This is a genomic window from Ruegeria sp. CDSA246 (genome assembly GCF_059611225.1).
Window position 1 is genome coordinate 479,169 of sequence record NZ_JBXWPD010000001.1, and the last position, 25,906, is coordinate 505,074.

Here is a 25,906-nt window from a genome sequence, read left to right on the forward strand (position 1 = left end):
TTTTTTAATGGCGTGTCGCGGTTACGATATCATCGCCAACACGCCGGATGACTTCCGCAAGACTGTCGAACCAGTCTTCATGTCCCGTCGAAAGGCGCCGGACCAACCCCACCGTCCGCGCAGGCTGCGGTGCCCCGAACCGCATGAGCTTGAGCCCCGGAACTGCTTCGGTTTCCGAGCGCGCCGCGAGTTCAGGCATGAGTGTCAGACCAAACCCTTCGGCAACCAGTCGCGACAGGGTAGCCAATGAGGACGCCCCCATATTGATCAAACCGCTGCTCCTGTCCTGACCACAGACCTCAAGCGCTTGATCCGTCAGGCAATGCCCGTCATCCAGCAACATCAACTGCGCGGTCTGCAAATCGACCGGGCGCAAGGCATCAGGGTCGGTGCGCACCGTCCCAAGACGCCCCACGCTGCCGGCAAGCAGAAAGCGATCCTCGAAAAGCGGCAATTCAAACAATTCGTTGCCGCCAGCTGGCAAGGCCATCACACCGGCATCGATTTCCCCGGCCCGCAGCATGGCCAGCAAGCGCTCGGTCCGTGCCTCGCGGATCTGCACCCGCAAGGAGACATCTGCCGTGCGCAACCCGGCAAGCACACCAGGCAAAAGATAAGGCGCAATTGTCGGAATGATCCCAATCGCCAAGGACCGATGCCCAACGGAATGATCCTTGGCGAACTGGTCCAGCCTGTCTGCCGCGCCAAGCACCTGACGGGCGTAGTCCAGCACATCGCGTCCCAATGGCGTCAGCAGGATGTCACGCGCCTGACGTTCGAACAGCGGGCCGCCCAACGTTTCTTCCAACGCTTTGATTTGAACCGACAGCGCTGGCTGCGAAACATGGCAGACCTGCGCCGCACGGCCAAAATTGCGCTGATCCGCCACCGCATTGAAATACTGAAGCTGTCTGAGGGTAAAATTCATAGGCAATTCCTATCACTACCCCCTGAAACCTCAACTGCGAATTATGGAATTTCTACCCAATTAGGCGAGTTTTCTCTGCTTGATCTTCGTAATGGCGCTTTAGACGTTGCAAGGCGATGCGCAACACGATCTTCCCGGAACGCGCCGACCACCCCATGCGTTTTTCGGCTAATTCGAGCCCCTCAAGGTAACAGCAGCACCGCAGTGCCACGTCGCTTAACCCCGGTCCCAGATCCGACAGGGCACGTTCAACCCGAGCGCGCGCGTCTGACGATCCCTGGCCTGCATACGTTCCATTTGCGAAACTTCCCCGCCCCCCGGCCGTTAGAAAGTGATCCCAGTTTTGGGCAACCTGCGGACCGATCTGCGACAGTTCAAAGTCTTCGCGCAGCCGTTCGCCAGCGCCGACCAGAGTTTCGTCGAGAAAGGGCTTTCCGTCCTTGTCCCGCCTGCGCGCCAACGCGATCAGCGGACTTTCGGCAGCACTGTACCGAATACGTCTGGCGTCGTGCGACGACCTGCCCTGTCTTTGTTCGCCATGCGCCTGAAACGGCGATTGCGCCTCGGCCATGCCGAACTCGTTTCTGGCGCGGGCTTTGTTCTCGGCCTCGGCGATCAGTTGGCTTAAGGCCGACCGCCCAGAGGAAGAGATGCGATACCGGGAAATACGGCCGGGATTGTCGCAGGATATCCAATCATTCAGAGCCAGCGCTTGCGCAATCGTGCAATCGACGATTGCGGTTCTTGCGGTCCCGCTGTCGCCGGTATCCCGAACGACCACAGCCTTGTCCATCTCTTCCGCCACAGCCAGAACCGCGCCGGTTTCACAAAGGCGACGCAAAATTCGAAGAGCTTCGCGGTTAAACTCATCGTCCTTGCTTGTTGCATCGTTGGCCTGAATCCCCAAAGGCTCGTTCAGGGACCCAGCGCGCCCTTGTTGATCCGTGAAATGGACCTCTGCCAGCGCTTGCAGCGCAGCATCCACCAACGGATCGTCCCGGCGCATTTCAATACGTCGGATTTGCCTGAGTATGGTTGACGCATGGCACCCCACGGATCGCGCGATGTCGCGGATCGATTGACCGGTTTCGGTATGCGCCAGGTATCTCTGCGCCCCTTCAGGCACCCACGCCGGAATGGTGAAAGCCATGTTTTCTTGCATAGTCACTTGCCCTCGTCGACAAAACAATCGGTTCTCAATCGCCCCCGGTGAATGTGTTAACCAATCCTAACTAGAGCCGCTTTCGTTACTCGTTCGTTAACCCGGAGAGACAACAACCAGATTTGATTCAAAATCATAAACACTCATGAAGTCAGAGTTCGGAGGGAACCCGCACAAGGCAACACTCGTTTAGGTTGTGTGACAAATGGCTTTCTTCTGTTCAACCAAGGGATCACCGAAATGCAGGACCTGATGACCATGATTACAACGCTCCGCCGCCCACGCCTGTTGGCTCGGGCCGCAAAAATTGGGGCGCAGGAGTATGATCGGGATCGGCATCTTCAGCGTGTTCTGGGATACGGATCACTGCCCGGCACAGGGTCTGCGCTGGTTCGTTTGTTGGAATTGGAACGAGAGGTTAACGCCCAAAGACTGGCCGAAGACGCCGCCTATTCGTTGGTCCGCCATCTGGACCTGCTGATCGCGCTGTTGGGCGAGGCGCAACTGTTCAAAGCCAGTCGCGCCGCGCAATATCAATGATCAGGTGAAGGCATCCGGCATGGAAGCTTTCTTTTCCGCCACGTATGCGTTCAATGCTTCGTTGACGGCGGGATCGAGTTGCGGTTGCTGGTAGTTGGCCAGCAGATGCTCGACCCGCGACGTGGCCAATTGGCGTGTGTCGCGCCCGCCTTCGTCTTCCCAGGTCTCGAAGGGTTTGTAATCCAGAACATCGGACTTCCAGAACGCTTCTTTGAAATTCGCCTGCGTATGGGCGCAGCCCAGATAGTGGCCGCCGGGGCCAACCTCGCGGATCGCATCCATCGCCTGCGCATTCTCATCATATGCCACGCCTTTGGCCAGGCTATGCAGAACACCCAACTGGTCGGCATCCATGACAAACTTTTCAAAATCGGCCACCAGACCGCCTTCAAGCCAGCCGCAGGAATGCAGCATGAAGTTCACACCAGACATCAGCCCCATGTTCAGCGAGTTCGCGGTCTCATAGGCCGCCTGTGCGTCAGGCAGTTTCGAGCCGCAGAACGACCCGGCCGAGCGGAACGGCAGATTCAGACGTCGCGCCAACTGGCCCGCTCCGTAGGTGACCAACGAAGCCTCAGGTGTACCAAAGGTCGGTGCACCAGAGTTCATGTCGATCGACGACACAAAGGCACCAAAGATTGCAGGTGCACCCGGGCGGATGATCTGACTATAGGCCACGCCGGCCAGAACTTCGGCCAGAACCTGCGTCAGTGTCCCCGCAATCGAAACCGGTGCCATCGCACCGCCCACGATAAAGGGCGAGATGATGCAGGCCTGATTGTTCTTCGCATAAACCTCAAGCGCGCCCATCATCACATCGTCGAAGGTCATCGGCGAGTTGATGTTGGTCAGCGAGGTCATCACCGTGTTTTCCTGAACGAACTCTTTGCCGAACAGAATCTCGCACATCTCAACCGAATCCTGCGCGCGGCTGGGATCGGTGACCGAGCCCATGAACGGCTTGTCCGACAAGGTCATGTGCGCCATCAGCATGTCCAGGTGACGCTTGTTCACCGGAACGTCGGTGGGTTCGCAAACAGTCCCGCCCGAATGGTGCAACCACTTGGACATATAGGCCAGTTTCACGAACTTGTTGAAATCTTCCATAGTCGCATAGCGACGGCCACCTTGCGCGTCCCGCACAAAAGGCGGGCCGTACACCGGGGCCAGAACCAGATTACGGCCACCGATGACAACCGATTTTTCGGGGTTACGGGCGTGCTGCGTGAATTCGCTGGGCGCGGTTTTGATCAGCTGACGTGCCAGACCACGCGGAATGCGGACGCGTTCACCATCGACATCGGCGCCAACATCTTTCCAGCGCTGCAACGCGGCTGGGTTGTCGACAAAGTTCACGCCGACTTCGGCTAGAATGGTTTCCGCATTGGTTTCGATGATTTCCAACGCTTCTTCGTTGAGAACCTCGAAGTTCGGAATATTCCGTTCGATGTATTTCGCCGTTTCGATGCGAACCGCGGTACGTTCGGCCCGGCGGGCGGCGCCACCGCCACCTCTTGCCCGACGCCGGGTGTTTGCCTCTGCCATGAGAAGATCCCGTCTAATGATTGAGTTGATCAGTTTGTTACAGCAAGCATTTGGGGCAATGCATCTAATTTACGGCGCTATAGGGGGAAAAGCGACATCTGCATAAACCAAAACCGTCAGGCACTTGCTCTGATCAGTAAAGTTCCTTCTCCATCAGGATGGTCTTTCCGCTCACCTCTTTCTCGTGCCAGCCCAAGTAGTGGTACATGGAGACTGTCGCTCGCATCAATTTGTGCGTTCGCAACCTGAGCTTAGTGGCGCCCGTTCCGTTGGCTTCTTGTTCAGCTAATTCGATCAACCGCCTCGCCAACCCTGCCCCTTGTGCCTTTGGCGATACGGCAAGGTTAAAGATCATCACCGCAGAATCGACCTCGTCAAAAACAATAAACCCGACGATGTCTTCATCCTTCGCGGCAACCCAGGCCTGATGCGCGGCGATGTCGTCGCCAACGCCGTCCGTGACATCGGGCAGATCAGGAATATCGCGCAATGCCTCCGCATAGGCCGCCGCAATGCAGGTTGTGACCGCTTCGGTATCAGCAGCACTTGCGCGGCGTAGTACGATCTCGGGCATCTCGCGCTCTTTCTGTATTATCCTGAGGCTCAATTGCACAAATGACGTCATAGCGCTTGCACATGCAAGGCTTGCGACCTAATAGCCAACCATGACCCAAGACACCCATGACCGCCTTCTGATCATCGACTTCGGCAGCCAGGTTACGCAGCTTATTGCGCGCCGCCTGCGCGAGCTGAATGTCTATTGCGAAATCCACCCCTATCAAAAAGTCACAATGGACTTTGTGCGGGAAATGGCCCCGAAGGCCGTGATATTCTCGGGCGGTCCTGACAGCGTGACACGTGAGGGTTCGCCCCGTGTACCGCAAGAGATCTTTGATTACGGCGTTCCAATCCTTGGTATCTGTTACGGCCAACAGGTGATGATGCACCAGCTGGGCGGCAAAGTTGAAAGCGGACACGGCACGGCCGAGTTCGGGCGTGCGTTTGTTACCCCGCAGGCAAAGCTGGATATTTTGGAAGGCTGGTTTTCGGACGGTGACGAGCAGGTCTGGATGAGCCACGGCGACCATGTCAGCGAAATCGCGCCCGGCTTCACCGTTTACGGCACCTCACCCAACGCACCTTTCGCGATTACAGCGGACAGCGACCGTCACTTCTATGCGGTTCAGTTCCACCCTGAAGTTCACCACACACCCAAGGGCGCAAAACTGTATGAGAATTTCGTCAAGCTGGCCGGGTTCAAGGGCGATTGGACCATGGGTGCCTATCGCGAACAAATGATCGAAAAGATCCGCGAGCAGGTCGGCGACAAAAAGGTCATCTGCGGTCTGTCCGGTGGTGTCGACAGCTCGGTTGCGGCGATCCTGATCCACGAGGCAATCGGTGATCAGTTGACCTGCGTTTTCGTGGACCATGGCTTGCTGCGCAAGAACGAGGCCGAAGAAGTCGTCGGCATGTTCCGCGATAATTACAACATCCAGCTGATCCACGCGAACGAAAGCGATCTGTTCCTTGGTGAGCTTGAAGGCCAAAGCGACCCCGAGACCAAGCGCAAAATCATCGGCAAGCTATTCATCGACGTATTCCAGAAACACGCCGACACCATCGATGGTGCAGAGTTCCTTGCGCAAGGCACGCTGTATCCTGACGTGATTGAATCGGTGTCCTTCTCGGGCGGCCCATCCGTCACGATCAAGTCGCACCACAATGTTGGCGGCCTGCCCGAAAAGATGGGACTGAAACTGGTCGAGCCGCTGCGCGAGCTGTTCAAGGACGAAGTCCGCGCGCTGGGTCGCGAGTTAGGCCTGCCCCAGAGCTTTATTGGCCGCCACCCCTTCCCCGGTCCCGGTCTGGCGATTCGCTGCCCCGGTGAGATCACCCGTGAAAAGCTGGACATCCTGCGCGAAGCAGATGCGGTCTATATCGACCAGATACGCAAACACGGCCTTTACGATGACATCTGGCAAGCCTTTGTGGCCATCCTGCCCGTGCGTACTGTAGGCGTCATGGGCGACGGCCGCACCTATGACTACGCTTGTGCCCTGCGCGCGGTGACATCGGTGGATGGCATGACTGCCGATTACTATCCGTTCAGCCACGAGTTCCTTGGCGAGACGGCCACTCGGATCATCAACGAGGTCAAAGGCATCAACCGATGCACCTATGACATCACATCAAAGCCACCCGGAACCATCGAGTGGGAATAATGCGAAAGCCGGGCTCTGTCCCGGCTTTTTTGTTTTTCACGCCGTGAAGAAATCGATAGCAATCAAATTGGTATAACCAAAAGCTACAGGCGCCCGGATGGAAACGGCCAGACCACAGATCGGCAAGGCAGCGCTCTGGATGACCGGGGCGATTGCCTCATTCTCGTCCATGGCAATCGCGGGCCGTGAACTGAGCGTGACCCACGACACGTTCGAAATCATGTTCTACCGCAGCCTCGTCGGCATCTGCGTGGTCGCCCTGATCCTGACTCTGACTCGAAAGTGGCACCAGGTTTCGACCGAACGGATCGGCTTGCACGGCATCCGGAACGTATTGCATTTCACCGGGCAAAACCTCTGGTTCTATGCGGTCAGCGTCATTCCGTTGGCACAGGTGTTTGCGCTGGAGTTTACGCAGCCGATATGGGTCATACTGCTGTCTCCACTTCTATTGAAAGAGCGCCTGACGACCGTGCGCATGTTATCGGCGCTGATCGGATTTGCCGGAATTCTACTGGTCGCCCGGCCGGGCACCGTGCCTCTCAGTGCAGGTGTGATGACCGCTGCTATGTCCGCTGTTTTCTTCGCCTTAACAACGATATCGACAAAGTCCCTCACTCGTTTTGCCAGCATCGGATGCATCATGTTCTGGCTGACAGTAATGCAAGCCGTGCTGGGGCTGGTCGCATCGGGTATCGACGGACAAATCACCCTGCCCTCGGCAAGCACAGCTCCGTTTTTGTTACTGGTGGGACTGGCCGGGCTGCTGGCGCATTACTGCATCACAAATGCGCTGGCGATTGCCCCGGCAACCGTTGTGGTGCCGTTTGACTTTGCACGCCTGCCCACAATCGCGGTCATAGGTATGGTTCTGTATCACGAACCGCTGGATCACTGGACCCTATTAGGCGCTGCGGTAATTTTCGTAGGTATTTTCCTGAACGTTCACGCCGAGAATCGTAACAGTTTGGCAACACCTCTACGCGACACTCAACACAAGTAACGCACGGTCACCAGTTGACGATAAGGTAAAGCTCAAGAAAATATCGAGCACCACAATGCAGGTCAGTCCGCACCACATATCAACAGGCGCTGACCTCCAGGAGACCTAGAGGGAGGAACTAATGAAAAAAGCGCTTCTACAGGCGTGTGCGGTATGCGTTGGCGCAACCGGTGCTTACGCAGGCGGTCTTGATCGCAGCGGCCAGGGCGTCAACATTCTGTTTGAGGAAGGTTCTGTTGTTCAGTTCCGTTTGGGTTACGCAAACCCCGACGTGAGCGGTGAGCAGAACGGTGTTGATTCCGGAAACATCGCCAAAAGCTTCTGGACACCACACCTAGCATACAAGCATTCGTTTACCGATCAGTTGGACTTTGCTCTCATTTATGATGAACCGTACGGTGCCGATGTCGAGTACCCGTCGAACTATCCTTTGTCGCAGAACCCCTTGGCCGCTTTTGGTGGTCGCACCGACGTTTTGCGCGCTAAAGCGGATGTTGATGCGATTACTGCCCTGGTGCGTTACAAGTTCGATGGCGGCTTCAGCGCAATCGGCGGTATTCGCGCGCAGCGAGCCAAGGCAACCGTTGCTGTCCCGGTTGTTGCCGGTTACGAATTTGAATCCGGTTCTGAGGTTGACTTCGGTTACGTCATAGGCGTCGCATGGGAACGTCCCGAGATCGCGGCACGTGTCGCACTGACCTACAACTCGAAAATCACACACGATTTCGACTCGACAGAGTCCATCAACCGGAGACCACCGCCCGTCCCCGCACCGCTTGTGACCGCACAGACCGAAACCGAAGTTGTGACGCCTCAATCGGTAAATCTGGACTTCCAGACCGGTGTGGCACCAAAAACGCTGCTGTTCGGCTCGATCCGCTGGGTTGACTGGCCACAGACAGTTCTGGCACCGCCGGTTTATACTGCCGCTGCACAACAGAACCTGGTTGACTACGCGGACGACACCTTCACCTACACACTGGGTCTTGGCTACAAGTTCACCGAAGAGTTCTCTGGCGCGATCTCTGCGGGCTATGAAACGTCCTCAGGTTCCACTGTTTCGAACCTCGGCCCCACCGACGGTTTCTGGAGCCTTGGCGTAGGTGGTACATACACCATCGAGCAGGCGCAGATTTCTGGCGGCATCCGCTATACCGATATCGGCGATGCGACCACCACCACAGGTGGCGAATTCTCGGGCAACTCAGCATGGAGCGTCGGTCTGCAGCTCACTTACACGCTGAATTGATCCCGCTACCAATCCACTAACAAACCCCGCCACTTTCGGCGGGGTTTTTCTTTGCGCAAGTTTCGGGTCGAACATCGCCTTGGGGAATGCGAGAACGGGCTATGGAACCTCAAAAACACCTGTCTCCAAGGGCTTGGGCCGAACTGTTGCTTCTGGGCGTGATCTGGGGCGCATCCTTTATCTCGATCCGCGTCGCATTGGACACGATCCCCGTCATGACCTCGGTTCTGCACCGCGTATTCTGGGCGATGCTGGCGTTGTGGATCGTTGTCTGGGTTAAAAAGCTGAGTGTTCCCACCAGTCCGCGCATCTGGGGCGCATTCCTGATGATGGGGTTGTTGAACAATGCCATCCCATTCTCGCTTATGGCTTGGGGGCAGCTTTACATCGAAACTGGCCTGACCTCGATCCTGAATGCAGCAACCGCCGTCTTCGGCGTCCTGATCGCCGCTATGTTTTTCAAGGACGAGAGGTTGACCCTTGCTCGTGGTGTGGGCGTCGGTCTGGGGTTTCTGGGTGTAGCAATTGCAATTGGCCTCAAGAATTTCGCGACTTTCAACCTTCAAAGCGTTGCCCAACTGGCAATCATCGCAGGAACAGTTTCTTACGCGTTGGCCAGCGCCTGGGCCAGAATCAAGTTGTCTGGCTTGTCTCCCATAGTTGCCGCAGCTGGCATGCTGACCGGCTCAACCATTCTGATTTTGCCTGTTTCCCTCGTGGTCGACGGGCTTCCCGTTTTGAACTTGCCGGCGATCACGTGGGCGGCCATTGCCTATTACGCCCTGATCGCAACAGCCGGAGCGTACTTGCTGTACTACCGCGTTCTTGCCATGGCCGGGGCCGGAAACCTGATGTTAGTAACGCTTGTCATACCGCCAGTCGCCATCGTGTTAGGCACACTGGTGCGCGACGAAACCTTACCGCCGCAGGCCTTTTTGGGCTTTGCCGTGCTGGCGATCGGGTTGTTGATTCTGAACTGGTCCCGCTCACGTGATTGACGCCGCCCCCTGCCCGTTTTAGCTAGGTCAGAAAAAGGGACAGCGGACAATGATCTACAGCTCGGCAAAGGACTGGCGCGAAGCGGCCCGGAAAAAAGTGCTGTTCTTCGGCATGTCTGGGCTGGGTAAGACCTATGTGTCGAACGTGCTGCGCGATTCCGGGGACTGGTTCCACTACTCGATCGATTACCGCATCGGCACCCGGTACATGGGCGAATACATCATCGACAATGCCAAGGCCGAGGCGATGAAGGTGCCCTTCCTGCGCGACCTGTTGCTGTCGGATTCGATCTATATCGGCTCAAATATCTCGTTCGAAAACCTGACACCTGTTGCGACCTATCTAGGCAAACCGGGCAACCCGGCGCACGGCGGGCTTGAGCTGACTGAATATCGTCGTCGGCAGGAACAGTTCCGCCTTGCTGAGATCCACGCCCTGTTGGACACCGAGTATTTCATCGACCGCGCCAAGCGTTTGTATCAATACCCGAACTTCATCTGCGATACCGGCGGGTCAATTTGCGAATGGGTCGATCCTGAGGACCCGGCTGATCATGTCTTGTCCGAGCTGTCCCGCCAAACCCTGATGATCTGGATTAAGGGCGATGAGGACCACACCGCTGAACTGATCCGCCGTTTCGATAAAGCCCCTAAGCCGATGTCCTATCAGGCAGAGTTTCTGACCCGGGTCTGGGACGAATACCTCACCGAACATGGTTACGCACCCGAGGACGTCGACCCGGACACCTTTATTCGCTGGACCTATGCCCGCGCATTGGCGCACCGCCAACCGCGCTATCAGGCCATGGCGGACAATTGGGGTGTCACAGTCACCGCTGATGACATGCACAAGGTCCGCGATGCGGGTGATTTCGATGAGTTGATCGAACGCACCCTTGAGACCCGGACAAACCGGGCTTAATTACCCCCTCTACACAGTAACTCCAAAGGCTTGCACCTGATGCCGATCAAGATCCCTTCCGACCTGCCCGCTTACGACGTTCTCACCAAAGAGGGCGTCATGGTCATGGCCGCGGATCAGGCGATGCGTCAGGACATCCGCCCCTTGCGGATCGGGTTGCTGAATCTGATGCCCAAAAAGATTCAGACCGAAAACCAGTTCGCGCGCCTGATCGGAGCGACTCCGCTGCAGATAGACCTGTCGCTGATCCGCATGACCGAACATCGCACCAGGAACACCGCCGCCGATCATATGGCCGAGTTCTATCAACCGTTCCAAGAGGTAAAGGATCAGAAATTCGACGGCCTGATCATCACGGGCGCGCCGATCGAGCATCTGGAGTTCGATGACGTCACCTATTGGGACGAGATGACCGAGGTTTTTGAGTGGACTCAGACAAACGTCCATTCCACCTTTGGCGTCTGCTGGGGTGGTATGGCGATGATTAACCATTTCCACGGCATCGACAAGCAGGCGCTCGATGCCAAAGCGTTTGGTTGCTATCGGCACCAGAATCTGGCCCCTTCTTCCCCGTTTTTGCGTGGGTTTTCCGATGATTGCGTGATCCCGGTCAGCCGCTGGACCACAATGAACCAATCTGAGATCAACAGCGCGCCCGGCCTGACGACATTGTTGGGAAGCGATGAGGTCGGCCCCTGTCTGGTCGAGGACCCTTCGCATCGTGCGATCTATATCTTCAACCATTTCGAATATGACAGTGATACGTTGAAGCAGGAATATGATCGCGATGTCTCGAACGGGACACCCATCAACGTGCCGATGAACTACTATCCAGACGACGATCCATCACAACCGCCGCAAAACAGATGGCGCAGCCATGCGCATCTACTTTATGGCAATTGGATCAACGAGATTTACCAGTCCACACCGTTCAACATGGAAGACGTTGGTCATTAAAGTTCTGATATTCCTTGGCCTCGTCCTATCGGGTCTGATTCTGCTCACCGTCTGGCGCGCAGCACAGAATGAGGCTGCGGCTGAGGCTCGGTTTCCCCCCGAGGGTGAAATGGTGATGGTCGACGGTATCGCCGTCCATGCGGTGGTCATGGGCGACGGCCCCGATGTGGTTCTGATCCACGGATCCAGCGGTAACACCCGTGACATGACCTTTGCTCTTGCACCGATCCTGGCCGAGAACTTCCGTGTAATCGTGTTCGACCGACCCGGTCTGGGCTATAGCGATAGCTTCAATCCGGACGGCGAAACCATTGAAGAACAAGCGTTAATCCTGAAAAAAGCCGCTGCCCAATTGGGGGCGGAAAAACCTATTGTTGCAGGGCAAAGCTATGGCGGATCGGTATCGCTGGCTTGGGCGGTCACCCGGCCCGACAACATTTCTGCCCTTGTTTTGATCGCACCGGCTGCAATCCCGTGGGAGACGCCGCTGGACGGTTTCAACAAGCTGGCGTCGACTGAGGCAGGCAATACGCTGGCCCTGCCGCTGATCACCGCGTTCGTTCCCGAATGGTACGTGGAAAAAGCGTTGGACAAGGTCTTTGCCCCGCAGACGGCACCCGAGGGATATTCACAGCACTTCGGCCCCGGCCTGACAATGCGACGCGCCTCGATGCATGCGAATGCCAAGCAGCGGGCCAATCTGTTGGATGAAGTTCGCGCCCTGCAACCCCGCTATGGCAAAATTACCGTACCGACCGAAGTTGTTCACGGAACGGCTGACACCACTGTCAAATTTGCCTGGCATGCAGAACAACTGGTCGACCAAATCCCTGACGCGGAACTGATCGAGCTTCCGGGTATTGGTCACATGCCGCAGGTTGTGGCCGCCCCCGAGGTTGCCTCAGCAATCGACCGCGCCGCCGAGCGAGCGGGTTTGCGTTAAACCGCCAGCTAATCCATAGTAGGATATGGATTTTATGGCGAGGTAGCATATGGCCCGTTCGGACAAAGGTTCCATTGAAAAATACTTCCGTAGGGAAGCCCCGAAAGACATGCGGTCAGCCATTGAAAACGCGAAGAAAGACGACATCCTGAACCCGACCTATCCTTACGAAGAACGCATGAAGCGTAAGGATTACGAGAAAGAGATGGATTTGCTGCAGATCGAGCTGGTCAAAATGCAATCCTGGATCAGGGAAACGGGCGACCGCGTTGCGATCATTTTCGAAGGCCGCGATGCCGCCGGAAAAGGTGGTACGATCAAACGTTTTCGCGAGAACCTAAATCCACGCGGCGCCCGCAACGTGGCGCTCAGCAAACCCTCTGATACCGAACGCAGCCAATGGTACTTCCAACGTTACGTTCAACACCTGCCTGCGGCAGGCGAAATCGTGTTCTTTGACCGCAGCTGGTACAATCGCGGTGTGGTCGAAAACGTCTTTGGTTTTTGCGAACCCGAAGAACGCGAACGTTTTTTCAGGCAAGTTCTGCCGCTTGAAACCGGACTGGTGAATGACGGGATCAAACTGTTCAAATTCTGGCTTAACGTCGGGCGCGCGGAGCAACTGAACCGCTTTCTGGCACGTGAGACAGATCCGCTAAAGCAATGGAAACTCAGCCCAATCGACATTGCGGGGCTTGGTAAGTGGGACGAGTACACGCAATCGATCTCGGAGACTCTGACCCGCAGTCACTCAGACCTTTGCCCTTGGACCATCATTCGCTCAGACGACAAAAAACGCGCCCGCATCGCGGCAATACGAACTGTTTTGCACGCGCTGGACTATGATGAAAAAGACAAGAAGGCTATTGGCAAGATCGATCCACTGATTTGCGGCGGACCCGAGGTGTTGGACGCGTGATGACATTTTCGCGCTACAATGCTGCCAAGGGTTGGACGAACCGGCAGGCGTGGATTATGTCTTGGTTCCCCAGAACTTAAACAAAAAGGCTCGTGACACAGGCATGGCGAAACGCGGGTATCACCACGGCAATCTCAAGCAAGCCCTGATCGAGGCCGCCCTTTCGCTGATTGAAGAAAAGGGACCGACCGGCTTTACCCTGTCCGAGGCCGCAAAGACCGCAGGCGTGACACCTGCAGCGGTATACAGGCACTTTCAGGGGCGCGAAGATCTGATCGCCGAGGCCGCCCGTCAGGGCTTTGAAATGTTCGCCGACCTGATGCAGTACGCATATGACACGGGCCAACCCTCGGCCTTGGCAGCGTTTGAGGCTACTGGTCGGGCCTATCTGGCTTTTGCCCGCAAGCACCCAGGGCACTACATCGCCATGTTCGAAAGTGGGATATCCGTAAACCGAACGCCTGAATTGGCGTTGGCCGCGAACCGGGCCAAGAGCGTGCTGGAAAAAGCAGCCGCAGATCTTTCGCAACACATCCCGCCAGAGAAACGGCCACCTGCGTCGATGTTCAGTGCCCATATCTGGGCGATGAGCCATGGTGTTGTTGAGCTTTATGCGCGCAACACAGGCGCCAGCTCTCCCTTTCCACCAGAGGATCTGCTGGAAAGCGGTATCGGTATCTATCTGCGGGGTTTGGGCCTGGTGCCGCAGGACGATTGAGGTTCGAGCTAGAACCTGGGCCTTGGTGCCGGAACACTAAGGCCCGAGGTGACGTTAATCAGATCCATCTGCCCCATGCCCTTGATATCCACCGGCCCAATATCCGAGACTTGAAACTCGTCAATCAGCGCGTATTTCATTTCTTCTGGGGCGACGATATTCATTGGGTTTGCAAAGACTTGCAGGCGTGAAGCAATGTTCACGGCCGGACCAAACACATCGTAGACGTATTTCTGAATACCCACGACCGAGCCGACTGCAGGCCCCATTCCCAGACCGATCCGGGCCTGCCACTTATGCGGATGGCTTTCGTTGCGCCGTTCGAGGTAACGCAGGAACCGGACTGCGCAATGGGCCACGGCCGTCGCATGATCTGGAGTTGCGTCCGGCATACCCGAGACCGCCAGATAAGCGTCTCCGATGGTTTTGATCCGTTCGCAGCCATATTGTTCGACGATCCTGTCAAAGGCCGTGAAGACATCGTTCAACTCGCTGAGTGTCACAGTCGGGTCGGTTTTTGCCGCAAAATCCGTAAAGCCCACAAAATCCAGCATCACGACCGAGACCTGATCGTAGAGTTGCGGCGTAACGACACCAAAGGTCTTGAACTCTTCGTACACAGCGCGGGGCATGAGGTTCAACAGCAGCCGTTCGACCCGCTCTTTCTCGCGTTCCAATTCGCGCGTATTACGTTCGACCATGGTCGAATAACTGTCGATCATACTCTCAAGCTCGCGAATGCGGGTGATGTTCTGAAATTCAACCACCAACACCTGTTCGGAAAGGCCGTTGGCCAGGGAAACCGCGACTGCGAATATCAGCGTCCGGCGCTTGGGTTTGACCTGTAGCTCGGCCGAATAGCGCAGGCCGGATTGTTTAACGTCTTCAAGCTCTTTTGGATCAAGGTCGGGAAAATAATCCAACAGGGTCTGACCTTCGGCCGGTGCCCCAAACCACTCGGTAAATGGACCGTTGTGAAACACGAAACCCAAATCCGTAGCCCGCACAACAGCGACGCCGACACCGATCGCGCGGAGCAGCTGTTCGTTTATGGCCAGAATACTCATGCGGCGTCGCGTGCCACGATGATGGCTCGTTTTGACTCGATGGCATCAAGGGCAATTTTTATATGCGCGTCTTCCATTCCATGCATCGACAAGGCTTCGCTGAAAAGCGCAGCCATCTCATCAAAATCGGCGTGAGAGATGTTCAGGTGACGATGAACCGCCTCGATCCTGTCATCGCTAAAGGATGCAGGTCCACCAACCAGGGACGAAACGAACTTGGTCTGATGATCAATCAAACGGGGCATGTCTATGTCTTCGAAATGATCGCCGATCTGATCGGACTCCAACGCCATTTCGTAAAAGGTCATCACGATCCGCGAGATCGTTTTGAAACCACCGTATCTTTCGTAAATTGTCTGCCCCACGACACATAACCCAAACGTTATTCACCACTAACGTCACGAGATTATATCATATTGACAGTTTTGTTAACGCTTATGACGCGGATGCAACGCGGGATGTCCGTTTAGGTGGCGTTGGTGAGGCTTGAATTTACACGCTCAGATCGTCGGCGCAGGGGATGAACCCGACATATCCCCCCTGTTCCAGCAATCGCGTCTGCCCCCCCATGCGCCAATACAGCTTGCGCCGCGCCGCGACCAATTCCCGCCGAAGGCGGAACCAAAGCGGCCCCTTATCCAGCCCGCTGTTGGTTTTCTGGTCTTGGGATCGTTCGCTGACCTTCACCTCTTCGACCGTGTGATCTTGCTGTTTCGACCAGATCATCTGCACCCCAACAGCCGGAAAGCACTGATACATCCGCCAATCCGACCGTGGGATGGAGACGAAATCGTCCAGGTGATCCGAATACTTTTCGGACCAATTCAGCAGTTTCTGGCAGGCCCGCTGAGAAAGCACATAGGCGGCCGCACTCGGGGCCGTTTCCAGCATGGGCCGGACGGTGACGCCTGCGATATGCATCTCTGGCCCAAAACGAAGAGATTTGGGGGAATAGTCCAGCTTCAACATGTCAAAGGCATCTGGGTCCGCCATCAGTGCGGAAATCACAGATCCTGCCTGGATGGACATTTCGACGTCATCTTCGAAAATGGCCGCCGCTTGCAGGTTTTGATCCACGACCGCCTGCCATACTGCGCGATGGCTTTCGAAACAGGCGATTTCGCTTTGCGTCAATCCCCAGCGACTGCCCGATCCGGCAACATAGCCGCTGGCGTCCACAACTCCGGGTTTCTGGGCATCCGTCGCGCCAAACCGGGTGGCACCCACCAAGCCTGCATGATTGAACTGCGCTTCCATGAAGTCACGGCGCACTGGGACCCGATCCAGATTGATAAAAAAGGCACCCGTCTCTGGTGGCAGTTCGTGACGTCCCACGGTGTTTCCTTTCAAGCAGTTACGCCAGATACACACTGGCAAGGCGGACAATCAAGTCCGCGCTTGAGCAATATGTATCCGGTTTCGCCTATCCTGATTTAGAAGTCCCGATTAAGCTGCTCTGGGAAAACAATAAACAGGATTCTTGCAATGACGTCTCATGGATATTCCGGCGGTCGCCTGAACCTGCCGTTTGTGGGCATATCGACCTTTGGCAAAGCTCCGTACGTCGAGGATTGGGATCAAATCGATGCTGACGTCGCCGTCATGGGCGCGCCTTTTGATTTCGGAACTCAGTGGCGATCCGGCGCTCGGTTTGGACCGCGTGCGGTGCGCGAAGCTTCAACTCTGTTCAGCTTCGGCCATGCCGGCGCATATGACCATGAGGATGATGCCACTTACTTGGATGGCTCGGTCCGGATGGTCGATATCGGCGACGCGGATATCATCCACACCAAAACCGAAGAAAGCCACGCCAACATCCAGTTCGGTGTGGAAAAGATGCTGAACGCGGGCGCCCTGCCGGTTACCATCGGCGGAGATCACTCGGTCAATATTCCCTGCATCAACGCTTTCGAAAAGGATTGCGAGAAAAATGGACCCATCCACGTTGTTCAGATCGATGCACATCTGGACTTCGTAGACGAACGCCACGGCGTGACCGCGGGACACGGCAACCCCATGCGACGCGCGATTGAAAAGCCTTACGTTTCGGGCATGACGCAATTGGGCATCCGGAACGTGTCGTCAACCGCCAAAGAAGGATATGAGGACGCCCGCGCCCGCGGGTCGGACATTTTGTCTGTTCGGCAGGTGCGCAAGCTCGGTACGGATGGCGTGTTGGCGCGCATCCCGGAAGGCGCCCGGTATTATGTCACGATTGATATCGACGCATTCTGCCCGTCCATCGCCTCTGGCACCGGCACGCCCAGCCACGGCGGGTTCCAGTACTATGATGTCTTGGAGATAATTCAGGGGCTTGCGAAACGCGGAGACGTAGTCGGGATCGACCTTGTCGAAGTGGCTCCGAATTACGACCCGACCGAAAGCACGCAGATTCTGGCGGCTCAGGTTCTGCTGAACTTCATCGGGTTCATCTTTCACGAACGTGGCAAGAAGGGCTGATCGCCCTTCCTGCCAGATCAATTATGCACTGATCGTGTTGTGTTCAGGGCCATAGGGGAAGCCGGTAATGTTTTCGGCACCGGTTTCCTCGACCACCAGAATGTCGTGTTCCCGGTATCCGCCTGCACCCTTCTGACCTTCTGGAATCCACAGCATCGGCTCAATTGAAACGACCATGCCGGGTTCCAGAACCGTGTCGATGTCTTCACGCAATTCCAGGCCTGCCTCGCGCCCATAGTAATGGCTAAGGATACCGAAAGAGTGGCCGTACCCGAAGGACCGGTACTGCAGCAGACCCTCGTCGGCGAAGAAGCGGTTGATTTCCTCGCAGATCCCCGAGCAGGTCGCGCCGGGTTTAATCAGGCTCAGACCCAGCTCATGCGCGGCAACGTTGGCTTTCCAGATGCGCAGGCTATCGGCGTCGGGTTCGCCCAGAAACAGAGTGCGCTCCAGCGCTGTGTAATAACCTGAAATCATCGGGAAAGTGTTCAGGGATAGTATATCGCCCTTTTCTAACGCGCGCTTGGTGACCGGGTTATGTGCGCCATCCGTGTTCAAGCCTGACTGAAACCAAACCCATGTGTCGCGGTATTCGGCATCCGGATAGGCGCGGGCAATCTCAGCCTCCATCGCGTCACGTCCGGCCATGGCGATCTCGATCTCGGTCGCGCCTTCACGGATCGCGGCGTGGATAGCCGCGCCACCAACATCCGCAGTACGCGCGCCGCCTTTGATCAATTCGATCTCTTCGGCTGATTTCACCATCCGTGCAGCCATCGTATCAGCCGCGATATCGATCAGTTCCGGTGCACCCAACATGTCCAGCGCAGTGTCGCGCATTGCCAGGGTCATGTGGTCACCCTCGATACCGACCCGGCGGGCGGAGCCAATCAGGCTGGCTACAGCGCGCCAGTAATTGTTCCGCTTCCAATCGGTGTAGATCACGTTCTCTTCGACCGACCGGCGCCAGGGCTGCCCGGCGTCGATATTGGCCGAAACCGTGGTACAGGCATCCTGCGTTACAACACAGCCATAGGGGCGACCAAACGAGCAGTACAGGAAGCCCGAGTAGTAAGCGATGTTCTGCATCGACGTCAGCAGAACTGCGGGAATGTCCCGTGCCGCCATGGTCGCGCGTAGATTGGCAAGGCGACGGTCGTATTCCGCCCGGCTGAATGGCAACGGCGCTTTGTCACCGTTGTGGCAGGTGAAAAACTCGGGGCGGTTGTTCAGATCTTTCATCTTTGACTCTCCTCAACGCCGGACTGGCATCGCCCGGCCACAAGTCCCGGCGTTCAGGACGAGCGGCCTCGGGATCCGAGAGCCATGTACCCCGCGTTGCGTCACGACGCCATCGTGACCGGGGTACATGGTGAAATCGCTAAATCAGCTTTTGAGTCGCGTCAAGCCGGGGTGAGACCCCGCAGGCGTTCAGACCGCCGCCGCAGCAGTTCGACCGTGGTCAGCAGCGCGATCGAGATCACGACAAGGATGGTCGCAACGGCCAGAATGGTCGGGCTGATCTGTTCACGCAGGCCGGTGAACATCTGCCAAGGCAATGTCTTTTGGCTGGCTGATCCGACAAAGAGAACCACCACAACTTCGTCAAACGAAGTGATGAAGGCAAACAATCCGCCCGAGATTACACCCGGCAAAATCAGCGGCATCTGGATCTTGAAGAACGTCCGCACCGGACCCGCACCCATATTCGCAGCAGCCCGCGTCAGTGACTGGTCAAATCCGACCAGCGTTGCAGTCACCGTGATGATGACGAAGGGAATCCCCAGAACCGCGTGGGCCAGCACGACTTTCACATAGCCGACGAAGTTCTTGTTCATACCCAGCGTACCTTCCAAAAAGCGGCCGATGTCGCTGTAGAAAAAGAACATACCCGTGGCCGAGATGATCAGCGGAACGATCATTGGCGAGATCAGAATGCCCATGATGGCCCGACGCCCCGGAACATGCGACTGGCTGAGACCTATCGCCGCCAGAGTGCCCAGCGATACCGAAATGATGGTCGCAATTGGTGCGATGATCAGCGAGTTCTTGAAGCTACGCTGCCATTCATTGTTGGTGAAGAAGTCGCGGTAATGCTTCAGCGAATACCCTTCAGGGTCCAGACGCAGCATTTCGGGCGTAAAGGTGAAAAAGTCCTGCGCATTGAAAGACAGCGGCAGAACCACAAGGATCGGAGTGATCAGGAACACGAAGATTGCCCCGCAGATCACCCGGAAAGTAAAATGCCACAACACCTGACCAGCCGTCATGTAAGGCAGCAATTTTTGCCGATAGCGCCCCTCGTAGAGCCAGAAGATGAAGAAGGCAAAGAACCACCCCGCCAGCAGCCCGACGATCAAGCCCGTAATGCCTGCAAAGAAAAATCCAATTGCAGCAAGACCCAGTATCGTAATCCAGCGCGCAACGCGTTCGTTGTCCAGCACGTTGATATACAACCATGCCAGCCCTGCCATCAAAGCAGCGCCGATCAGAATGCCCAGCAGAACGTTGTCCTGCCCGGCTCCGACGAACATGCCCAGAAATCCTCCGGCGATTGCGACAGCCGGCAGAACCACCGACAACGGTTTGCGGGATATTGGTGTAAGTGCAGCCATATTCTTTATCCCAGCTTGACGTTATCAATGCCGACGATCTTGTCGTAGCACCAGTAGAGTAGAAGAACGACCGCCAGCAGGATCGTCCCCAGCGCCGCAGCCAGTCCCCAGTTCAGAGAGGATGAGATGTGGTACGCAATCCGGTTCGAAATGAAGACACCTTTGGTGCCGCCAACGATCTCGGGCGTGATGTAGTACCCGATGGCAAGAATGAATACGAGGATCGAACCCGCGCCGATACCCGGTATCGATTGCGGGAAGTAAATCCGCCAGAAAGTCGTCCAGTTGGTGGCGCCCATGGATTTGGCCGCACGGGTATAGTACGGCGGAATCGTCTGCATGACCGAATACATCGGCAGGATCATGAACGGCAGCAGGATATGCGTCATCGCAATGATCGTGCCGAATTGATTGTTGATGATCACCAGCCTCGCATCATCGGCAACAAAGCCCAGCCAGACCAGCGTTTCGTTGATCACACCCTGCTGCTGCAACATCACTTTCCAGGCGGAGGTGCGCACAAGCAGCGAGGTCCAGAATGGCAACAGCACCAAAATCATCAGCATGTTTGAAGCCCGCATCGGCAGATTGGCGAGCAGGTAAGAAACTGGATAGGCCAGCAGAATACAGGCCCCGGTAATGATCAGCGACATGAACAATGTCCGGCCGAACAGCTTGATGAGGATGCGCTTATCTTCGGGTTGCGCTTGCGCCCCTTCGGGTGTGCGCTGCATATCAATAGCGTTCAGAAAGTATCCATTGGTGATCGGCACCGCGTGCGTCTTGATCACGCGCCACGTGTCCACGTCCCCCCAGCCATCGTGAATTTCGATCAATTTTTCCTTGAACGGGGCGTCAGCTTCCGGATCCAACCGCTTGATTTGGCGTCCAGATTTTCGGAACATCGACGACATTCCCGTCTGTTCGTAATTCAAGCGGGTACCTAGTCTTGTGTGTTGCTTGGCGTCAACGGCAACAACCATGTCGCGAATAAATGCTTCATACAAAGCTTCGTCCGGCAATTCCCCGCTCTCGGCGTCCCATTTCTGTAACTCAACGACTGTCAAAGGAAGTGTCTCTGAGACAATCCCGTTTTCGACCGATCGGAATAGCATGGAAATGATAGGTATGACGAATGATAGCAGTACAAATAGCAAAAGTGGCGCAACCAGAGCCAACGCCCGCAATTTACGCCGACGCAATGAACGCGCCAGTGATTTCTTCAGCGGCGTACCATCTGCCGCCAACATCGGACCTGATTGAGTTGCGTCGCTCATCTGCGTTCCCTGATTTTTTGACGCCGGGGCCTAACTTGGCCCCGGCTGGTTTTTTGGTTCAATCAGCGATTACTTCGCCAGCCAAGCCTGGAACTTTGCTTCGATATCATCACGATAGTCAGCCCAGAACTCGTAGTTGTAAAGGAACGTGTTCTTGGCGTTCTCGGGATCGGTCGGCATGTGAGGTGCCATGTCGATGCCCAGGTCCGCGTGCTGACCCACCAGCGGCGCCGAAGATGCACGTGCCGGACCGTACGAGATGTACTTGGCCTGATCCGCCAGGCGCTGCGTATCGGTTGCGAACATAATGTAGTCCAGCGCGCGCTTCTGACGCTCTTCGCTCAGACCAGCAGGAATAATCCAGCCGTCCAGATCAAATATCTGAGCATCCCACAGCATTGCAACGGGTTGCTTCTGCTCTTCGATCACGCTGAACAGGCGACCGTTATAGGTCGAACCCATGATGATCTCGCCGTCCGCCAGCAACTGCGGCGTGTCCGCGCCTGCAGACCACCAGACAACGTTGTCTTTGATGGTGCCTAGCTTGGCCAGGGCCTGATCCTGCCCTTCCGGAGTCGCCAGCACGTCATAGACGTCGTCTTTTGCCACGCCGTCACAAATCAGAGCCCATTCCATGTTGTTGATGGCACGCTTTTCAAGTGAACGCTTGCCTGGATAGGCTTCCAGATCGAAGACTGCGCAAACATCCGACGGCGGTGTGTCACCCACCAGATCCGTACGATACCCGAATGTAGTCGAGTAAACGATTTGCGGAATGAAACACTCGCTGACAAGCAAGTCACCGAAATCATCAGCAGCCGAGGTTCCGTCGGGTGCCGGTGCCAACATGGTGTCCGGATCGATTTCCAACGCCAGGCCTTCGTCACACAGACGAATTGCGTCTGCCGCCACAACGTCGACCACGTCCCAGGTGATGTTGCCTGCTTCGTTCATCGCACGCAGTTTAGCAACCGCCTCGGCCGAGCTGTCGTCGTTCAGGATCGTGACGCCGGACTTCTCGGAATAGGGCTCGTGATATGCTTTCAGCTGCGACTTGGAGTATGCGCCGCCCCAAGAGACAATTGTCATTTCTTCGGCTGATGCAGCGCCGGCAACTGCCACGATAGCACCTGCCATAAGAGTGGTTTTTGTTACTTTCATCGTTAACTCCCTGTTATTCCCGTTAATTTTGATCTTTTTGGTTGGGCCACGGGGTAACCCACCCATGCCTTTCCCCGCGCACTTTGGTGTCGTGAACGGGTTGTTCCCTGATCAGGCGTCCAACGCCCGACAGTCACGCGCAAGCCAGCCGATTTCGACTTCCTGGCCCGGCGACAGTCTGATAGCGTCCGGGGCGTTTCGCGTCTTGATGATGAAGTCGTCATTCCCGGCAACCGACAGACGGAAGCGGAAGACATCGCCCATGTAGATGAACTCTTTCACCGTTGCTTTCAGAGTGTGCGCATCGGCGTGCAGGCGATCCTTGTTGAATTCCACCCGCTCAGGCCGGATTGACACTTTTGTCCGATCACCTGCCGCATGGACATTGACCGGCTTGGCGTCAATTTCAGATCCGTCATCCAGCGCCACAACACATTCGTCGCCGTTGATTGACTTAATAACGCCTTCCAATGTGTTGTTTTCACCAATGAACTGGGCAACAAAACTGTTTTCAGGCTCTTCGTACAGCAGATCTGGCGGCGCAAGCTGTTGAATGCGTCCATCGTCGAATACCGCAACGCGATCTGACATTGTCAGCGCTTCGGTCTGGTCGTGGGTCACATAGACGGTCGTAATCCCAAGTTCATGGGCCAGACGCGTGATTTCAAACTGCATATGCTCGCGCAGCTGTTTGTCGAGCGCGCCCAGCGGTTCATCCATCAGAACCAGCTCGGGCTCGAACACCAGCGCGCGTGCAAGGGCGATCCGCTGCTGCTGGCCCCCGGACAATTGCGCCGGTCGACGGCTGCCAAAGGCCCCCATCTGGACCATATCAAGCGCCCGCCGGACCTTTTCTTCCCTTGCGTCCTTGCCAATTTTCCGCACTTCCAGAGGGAACGACAGATTTTCTGCCACCGTCATATGCGGAAAAAGAGCGTAATTTTGGAAAACCATGCCAATACCGCGCTTATGCGGTGGGATGTTGTTGATCGGTCGCCCGTCCAACATAATCTCGCCATGGGTGGCTGTTTCAAACCCCGCCAGCATCATCAGGCAAGTTGTCTTGCCAGAACCCGAGGGCCCAAGCATTGTAAGAAACTCACCTTTCGGCATGGAAAGGTTAAGGTCTTTTACAACAAGGATCTCGCCATCATAAGATTTTTGGACATGCTGAAACTCGACGAACGCTGCGTCATTAGACATTTACCGATTAGTCTCCCCTGTGCAGTCCTTGCCTGCCCGGTTCATCCGGATCTCAAAGACCTGTCGAGGCCATTTAAGGACATGCAGGGTGCGGCACGCAACCAAAATATGACACGTGGGTAACGATTAAAAAAGAAGCAGCAGAGTTTTCAGGCAGAATTCAACTTGCGCATGTGCCACGCAAGGCTTTGATTGCTGGAAAGCACCGGTTTCATCAGGTGTTCCTGTACAATCGGAATAACATCAAAAGTTCTTAGATTCGTGCAGCTTAGAAAAACAGCTTCAACTGAATCATCCTGCCCAAGACTCACTGCAGCCTCAATCAGAGACTTCCGTGAAATCCGCGCGACTTTGGCCTCTTCGGCTTCGCCGAATGTGCCAAAAACATCCATCGAAATGCCATTTTGCGCAAATGCACTGCGTAAGGGATCGTTCACTTCTTCGATATATGGCGACAAAAGTGCGAACTTTGCTACACCAAGTTCGTGGGCGCAGGCCGAGGCCGCGCGCAATGGGTTTGTAACGACCTCTGCCTCGCAAGTTTTTTGAACCATTTGTTCGACCTGATCCGAGCCGATAACCGAGCTGGCAGAGGTGCAGCCATAACCAACCACACGATATGGTCGGGTCTTGGGCAACAGATCAGCAGCGGCAGGTAACGCGGTTTCCATTTCCGCCAGAGTATCTGTCGTCACCTCTTTGCCGCTGGGAATTCTAGAGACGTAAATGGGGCAGCTACGGTCGGAAAAATACGCGTTGAACTCTGGCTCAAGGGTCTCGTCTGTCTGCAAGACGATCAGACCCATTGGGAGCGTGGCGGGATCATCTGCATCAACGGTATAAGGTAAACGGGTCATATCTCGGGCAACTCCATACCAGCGCGCGGGCTAAGAAAGCGGGGCTCGTCTTCGGTTATGACGATGTTCTCTTCGTGAACAAGGATCTTTCCGCCCACGGCAATGCCCGGCTCAAGCGTCATGACCATGCCTGGTTTCAAAACTGTGTGGTCGGTTGGAATGAGAGATGGCCATTCCGTCAGAGACATACCCAAACCATGCCCCAAACGCCCTGCCCCCGTATCGGCATCGTGGCGCGACAGCACAGAGTTCATCGCCTGAAATAAGTTAGCCGCCGTGGCGCCCGGGCGCGCAATCTCAAATGCCGCATCCGACGCTTCAATCAATGCACTATAGGCTGACTTAACCTGTGCGTTCGCGGACCCTATCGACCAGTTGCGGTCGTAATCACTGAAATACCCATCCCAAACCAGGCCGGTGTCCAGCATCAGGACATCGCCTTGTTGCAGTTGCGTATCAGATGCCGGGGATATTACGTCAGTGTAACCGCCCTGTTCCGCACCGCCCGCGAGGTATGGAACCCAATCGGCCCCCTCGTCCAGACACAGCATTTGAAACCGGCGAAACACAGCATCCAACGCCACGCCTTCTTTGGCGATTTCGGGCACCCGCTGAAAGGCGCGTCCGGCGATGGCGCAAGCCGTTTCGATCTTTGCAATCTCCGCTGATGATTTCACCATCCGAAGCGCGCGCATGATCCCTTCGTCGCCGCAAAGGTCTCGCCGACCGACTGCCTGTTGCAAACGTCGAAGGTCTGCCAACGGCATCCTGACATGCGTTTCATGCCCATCTGGTAGACCGATCCTTGCGTCGTCGGGCGTCACCTCACGAAGTGTCTCAGCCAAAAGGCTAATGCCATCGTCGGCGAGATCCGGCGCGGCCCAGGTTCGGATATCGTCGAGCCATGTCTCGGCCATTAGCGCGGCCCCGATCGAAGGGATCACAGAAATCGGCTTACCACTCGCAGGTACAATCAGAAACCAGGGCCGTGTCGGGCTTTCCCAAAACCGCGTCAGGTAGCCGGTAAAATATCGAACCTCAGGTTCCGTCGTTAGCAACAGCGCCGACAGACCAGAGGCTTGCATCTTGTTTTGCGCACGTTCCGTTCGTGCTGCGAACTCAGATGTGTCAAACCCCCTCATTCCGTGACCTCAGAA

General features: G+C 56.1%; 25 protein-coding genes. 11 read left to right on the forward strand and 14 right to left on the reverse strand.

Annotated features, from left to right (window positions below; genetic code table 11):
• Positions 1-4: 4 nt before the first annotated feature.
• The gene (locus tag AC2FI9_RS02410; RefSeq protein WP_496765236.1) at positions 5-928 is read right to left on the reverse strand and encodes a hydrogen peroxide-inducible genes activator; all 924 of its coding nucleotides are present in this window, start codon (positions 926-928) and stop codon (positions 5-7) included.
• A gap of 52 nt (positions 929-980) precedes the next feature.
• Complete coding sequence (locus tag AC2FI9_RS02415; RefSeq protein ID WP_496765238.1) at positions 981-2,090, reverse strand: DUF6456 domain-containing protein; 1,110 nt, start codon at positions 2,088-2,090, stop codon at positions 981-983.
• Between the two features lie 240 nt (positions 2,091-2,330).
• Here AC2FI9_RS02415 and AC2FI9_RS02420 point away from each other — a divergent pair, with 240 nt between their 5' ends.
• Positions 2,331-2,630: a DUF6477 family protein gene (locus tag AC2FI9_RS02420; protein WP_108859085.1), complete on the forward strand. Its 300-nt coding sequence runs from the start codon at positions 2,331-2,333 to the stop codon at positions 2,628-2,630.
• Here AC2FI9_RS02420 and AC2FI9_RS02425 read toward each other — a convergent pair whose 3' ends face one another.
• Together AC2FI9_RS02425 and AC2FI9_RS02430 are read right to left on the reverse strand one after the other, a co-directional pair.
• Complete coding sequence (locus tag AC2FI9_RS02425; protein ID WP_496722559.1) at positions 2,631-4,175, reverse strand: trimethylamine methyltransferase family protein; 1,545 nt, start codon at positions 4,173-4,175, stop codon at positions 2,631-2,633.
• Between the two features lie 133 nt (positions 4,176-4,308).
• Positions 4,309-4,749, reverse strand: coding sequence for a GNAT family N-acetyltransferase (locus AC2FI9_RS02430; protein WP_496765241.1), 441 nt, complete (start codon positions 4,747-4,749; stop codon positions 4,309-4,311).
• Between the two features lie 91 nt (positions 4,750-4,840).
• On the opposite strand from AC2FI9_RS02430, the gene guaA reads away from it, so the two are divergent.
• The 9 genes from guaA (at position 4,841) to AC2FI9_RS02475 (ending at position 14,109) form a co-directional block, all read left to right on the forward strand.
• Positions 4,841-6,400, forward strand: a complete 1,560-nt coding sequence (guaA, locus tag AC2FI9_RS02435; RefSeq protein WP_496765244.1) for a glutamine-hydrolyzing GMP synthase — start codon at positions 4,841-4,843, stop codon at positions 6,398-6,400.
• Positions 6,401-6,497: 97 nt separating this feature from the next.
• On the forward strand, positions 6,498-7,403 hold the full coding sequence (locus tag AC2FI9_RS02440; RefSeq protein WP_496765248.1) for a DMT family transporter: 906 nt from the start codon (positions 6,498-6,500) through the stop codon (positions 7,401-7,403).
• Between the two features lie 121 nt (positions 7,404-7,524).
• Positions 7,525-8,652 carry an OmpP1/FadL family transporter gene (locus AC2FI9_RS02445; RefSeq protein ID WP_496765250.1) on the forward strand — a complete coding sequence of 376 codons (1,128 nt, stop codon included), beginning with the start codon at positions 7,525-7,527 and terminating at the stop codon, positions 8,650-8,652.
• 101 nt (positions 8,653-8,753) lie between these two features.
• Positions 8,754-9,650, forward strand: coding sequence for a DMT family transporter (locus AC2FI9_RS02450; protein WP_282118578.1), 897 nt, complete (start codon positions 8,754-8,756; stop codon positions 9,648-9,650).
• A 49-nt stretch (positions 9,651-9,699) separates the two neighbouring features.
• On the forward strand, positions 9,700-10,572 hold the full coding sequence (locus AC2FI9_RS02455; protein WP_496765252.1) for an ATPase: 873 nt from the start codon (positions 9,700-9,702) through the stop codon (positions 10,570-10,572).
• 39 nt (positions 10,573-10,611) lie between these two features.
• A complete protein-coding gene (gene metA / locus AC2FI9_RS02460; RefSeq protein WP_058271457.1) occupies positions 10,612-11,529 on the forward strand; it encodes a homoserine O-acetyltransferase MetA in 918 nt (305 codons plus the stop codon).
• A complete protein-coding gene (locus AC2FI9_RS02465) occupies positions 11,519-12,472 on the forward strand; it encodes an alpha/beta fold hydrolase (protein WP_496765254.1) in 954 nt (317 codons plus the stop codon). The genes metA and AC2FI9_RS02465 overlap by 11 nt, the downstream gene beginning before the upstream one ends.
• A 109-nt stretch (positions 12,473-12,581) precedes the next feature.
• On the forward strand, positions 12,582-13,391 hold the full coding sequence (ppk2, locus tag AC2FI9_RS02470; RefSeq protein WP_496765257.1) for a polyphosphate kinase 2: 810 nt from the start codon (positions 12,582-12,584) through the stop codon (positions 13,389-13,391).
• A 103-nt stretch (positions 13,392-13,494) separates the two neighbouring features.
• Positions 13,495-14,109 carry a TetR/AcrR family transcriptional regulator gene (locus AC2FI9_RS02475; protein WP_058271885.1) on the forward strand — a complete coding sequence of 205 codons (615 nt, stop codon included), beginning with the start codon at positions 13,495-13,497 and terminating at the stop codon, positions 14,107-14,109.
• An 8-nt stretch (positions 14,110-14,117) separates the two neighbouring features.
• On the opposite strand, the gene AC2FI9_RS02480 is transcribed toward AC2FI9_RS02475, so the two are convergent.
• The 3 genes from AC2FI9_RS02480 to AC2FI9_RS02490 form a co-directional block, all read right to left on the reverse strand.
• Positions 14,118-15,176, reverse strand: a complete 1,059-nt coding sequence (locus tag AC2FI9_RS02480) for an adenylate/guanylate cyclase domain-containing protein (protein WP_496765259.1) — start codon at positions 15,174-15,176, stop codon at positions 14,118-14,120.
• Positions 15,173-15,541, reverse strand: a complete 369-nt coding sequence (locus AC2FI9_RS02485; protein WP_496720189.1) for a group I truncated hemoglobin — start codon at positions 15,539-15,541, stop codon at positions 15,173-15,175. Before AC2FI9_RS02485 ends, AC2FI9_RS02480 begins: the two co-directional genes overlap by 4 nt.
• A 127-nt stretch (positions 15,542-15,668) precedes the next feature.
• Positions 15,669-16,511, reverse strand: a complete 843-nt coding sequence (locus AC2FI9_RS02490) for a glycosyltransferase family 25 protein (protein ID WP_496765262.1) — start codon at positions 16,509-16,511, stop codon at positions 15,669-15,671.
• Positions 16,512-16,661: 150 nt separating this feature from the next.
• Here AC2FI9_RS02490 and speB point away from each other — a divergent pair, with 150 nt between their 5' ends.
• The gene (gene speB / locus AC2FI9_RS02495; RefSeq protein WP_496765264.1) at positions 16,662-17,636 is read left to right on the forward strand and encodes an agmatinase; all 975 of its coding nucleotides are present in this window, start codon (positions 16,662-16,664) and stop codon (positions 17,634-17,636) included.
• A 21-nt stretch (positions 17,637-17,657) separates the two neighbouring features.
• Here the strand turns inward: speB and AC2FI9_RS02500 are convergent, their stop codons facing one another.
• From AC2FI9_RS02500 to AC2FI9_RS02530, 7 genes are all read right to left on the reverse strand, one after another.
• Positions 17,658-18,878 carry an aminopeptidase P family protein gene (locus AC2FI9_RS02500; protein WP_496765266.1) on the reverse strand — a complete coding sequence of 407 codons (1,221 nt, stop codon included), beginning with the start codon at positions 18,876-18,878 and terminating at the stop codon, positions 17,658-17,660.
• 161 nt (positions 18,879-19,039) lie between these two features.
• The gene (locus tag AC2FI9_RS02505) at positions 19,040-20,251 is read right to left on the reverse strand and encodes an ABC transporter permease (protein WP_108858770.1); all 1,212 of its coding nucleotides are present in this window, start codon (positions 20,249-20,251) and stop codon (positions 19,040-19,042) included.
• A 5-nt stretch (positions 20,252-20,256) separates the two neighbouring features.
• Positions 20,257-21,528, reverse strand: coding sequence for an ABC transporter permease (locus AC2FI9_RS02510; RefSeq protein WP_496765269.1), 1,272 nt, complete (start codon positions 21,526-21,528; stop codon positions 20,257-20,259).
• A 69-nt stretch (positions 21,529-21,597) separates the two neighbouring features.
• A complete protein-coding gene (locus tag AC2FI9_RS02515) occupies positions 21,598-22,689 on the reverse strand; it encodes an extracellular solute-binding protein (RefSeq protein WP_496704306.1) in 1,092 nt (363 codons plus the stop codon).
• A 111-nt stretch (positions 22,690-22,800) separates the two neighbouring features.
• Positions 22,801-23,892 carry an ABC transporter ATP-binding protein gene (locus AC2FI9_RS02520; RefSeq protein ID WP_109311640.1) on the reverse strand — a complete coding sequence of 364 codons (1,092 nt, stop codon included), beginning with the start codon at positions 23,890-23,892 and terminating at the stop codon, positions 22,801-22,803.
• Between the two features lie 149 nt (positions 23,893-24,041).
• A complete protein-coding gene (locus AC2FI9_RS02525; protein ID WP_496704307.1) occupies positions 24,042-24,749 on the reverse strand; it encodes a maleate cis-trans isomerase family protein in 708 nt (235 codons plus the stop codon).
• Complete coding sequence (locus AC2FI9_RS02530; RefSeq protein ID WP_496765272.1) at positions 24,746-25,891, reverse strand: M24 family metallopeptidase; 1,146 nt, start codon at positions 25,889-25,891, stop codon at positions 24,746-24,748. The genes AC2FI9_RS02525 and AC2FI9_RS02530 overlap by 4 nt, the downstream gene beginning before the upstream one ends.
• Between the last annotated feature and the right edge of the window lie 15 nt (positions 25,892-25,906).

Coding starts and splice junctions, on each gene's coding strand:
- AC2FI9_RS02410 (WP_496765236.1), bottom strand. CDS start 928: ATGAATTTTACCCTCAGACAGCTTCAGTATTTCAATGCGGTGGCGGAT.
- AC2FI9_RS02415 (WP_496765238.1), bottom strand. CDS start 2,090: ATGCAAGAAAACATGGCTTTCACCATTCCGGCGTGGGTGCCTGAAGGG.
- AC2FI9_RS02420 (WP_108859085.1), top strand. CDS start 2,331: ATGCAGGACCTGATGACCATGATTACAACGCTCCGCCGCCCACGCCTG.
- AC2FI9_RS02425 (WP_496722559.1), bottom strand. CDS start 4,175: ATGGCAGAGGCAAACACCCGGCGTCGGGCAAGAGGTGGCGGTGGCGCC.
- AC2FI9_RS02430 (WP_496765241.1), bottom strand. CDS start 4,749: ATGCCCGAGATCGTACTACGCCGCGCAAGTGCTGCTGATACCGAAGCG.
- guaA (WP_496765244.1), top strand. CDS start 4,841: ATGACCCAAGACACCCATGACCGCCTTCTGATCATCGACTTCGGCAGC.
- AC2FI9_RS02440 (WP_496765248.1), top strand. CDS start 6,498: ATGGAAACGGCCAGACCACAGATCGGCAAGGCAGCGCTCTGGATGACC.
- AC2FI9_RS02445 (WP_496765250.1), top strand. CDS start 7,525: ATGAAAAAAGCGCTTCTACAGGCGTGTGCGGTATGCGTTGGCGCAACC.
- AC2FI9_RS02450 (WP_282118578.1), top strand. CDS start 8,754: ATGGAACCTCAAAAACACCTGTCTCCAAGGGCTTGGGCCGAACTGTTG.
- AC2FI9_RS02455 (WP_496765252.1), top strand. CDS start 9,700: ATGATCTACAGCTCGGCAAAGGACTGGCGCGAAGCGGCCCGGAAAAAA.
- metA (WP_058271457.1), top strand. CDS start 10,612: ATGCCGATCAAGATCCCTTCCGACCTGCCCGCTTACGACGTTCTCACC.
- ppk2 (WP_496765257.1), top strand. CDS start 12,582: ATGCGGTCAGCCATTGAAAACGCGAAGAAAGACGACATCCTGAACCCG.
- AC2FI9_RS02475 (WP_058271885.1), top strand. CDS start 13,495: ATGGCGAAACGCGGGTATCACCACGGCAATCTCAAGCAAGCCCTGATC.
- AC2FI9_RS02480 (WP_496765259.1), bottom strand. CDS start 15,176: ATGAGTATTCTGGCCATAAACGAACAGCTGCTCCGCGCGATCGGTGTC.
- speB (WP_496765264.1), top strand. CDS start 16,662: ATGACGTCTCATGGATATTCCGGCGGTCGCCTGAACCTGCCGTTTGTG.
- AC2FI9_RS02500 (WP_496765266.1), bottom strand. CDS start 18,878: ATGAAAGATCTGAACAACCGCCCCGAGTTTTTCACCTGCCACAACGGT.
- AC2FI9_RS02505 (WP_108858770.1), bottom strand. CDS start 20,251: ATGGCTGCACTTACACCAATATCCCGCAAACCGTTGTCGGTGGTTCTG.
- AC2FI9_RS02510 (WP_496765269.1), bottom strand. CDS start 21,528: ATGAGCGACGCAACTCAATCAGGTCCGATGTTGGCGGCAGATGGTACG.
- AC2FI9_RS02515 (WP_496704306.1), bottom strand. CDS start 22,689: ATGAAAGTAACAAAAACCACTCTTATGGCAGGTGCTATCGTGGCAGTT.
- AC2FI9_RS02520 (WP_109311640.1), bottom strand. CDS start 23,892: ATGTCTAATGACGCAGCGTTCGTCGAGTTTCAGCATGTCCAAAAATCT.
- AC2FI9_RS02525 (WP_496704307.1), bottom strand. CDS start 24,749: ATGACCCGTTTACCTTATACCGTTGATGCAGATGATCCCGCCACGCTC.
- AC2FI9_RS02530 (WP_496765272.1), bottom strand. CDS start 25,891: ATGAGGGGGTTTGACACATCTGAGTTCGCAGCACGAACGGAACGTGCG.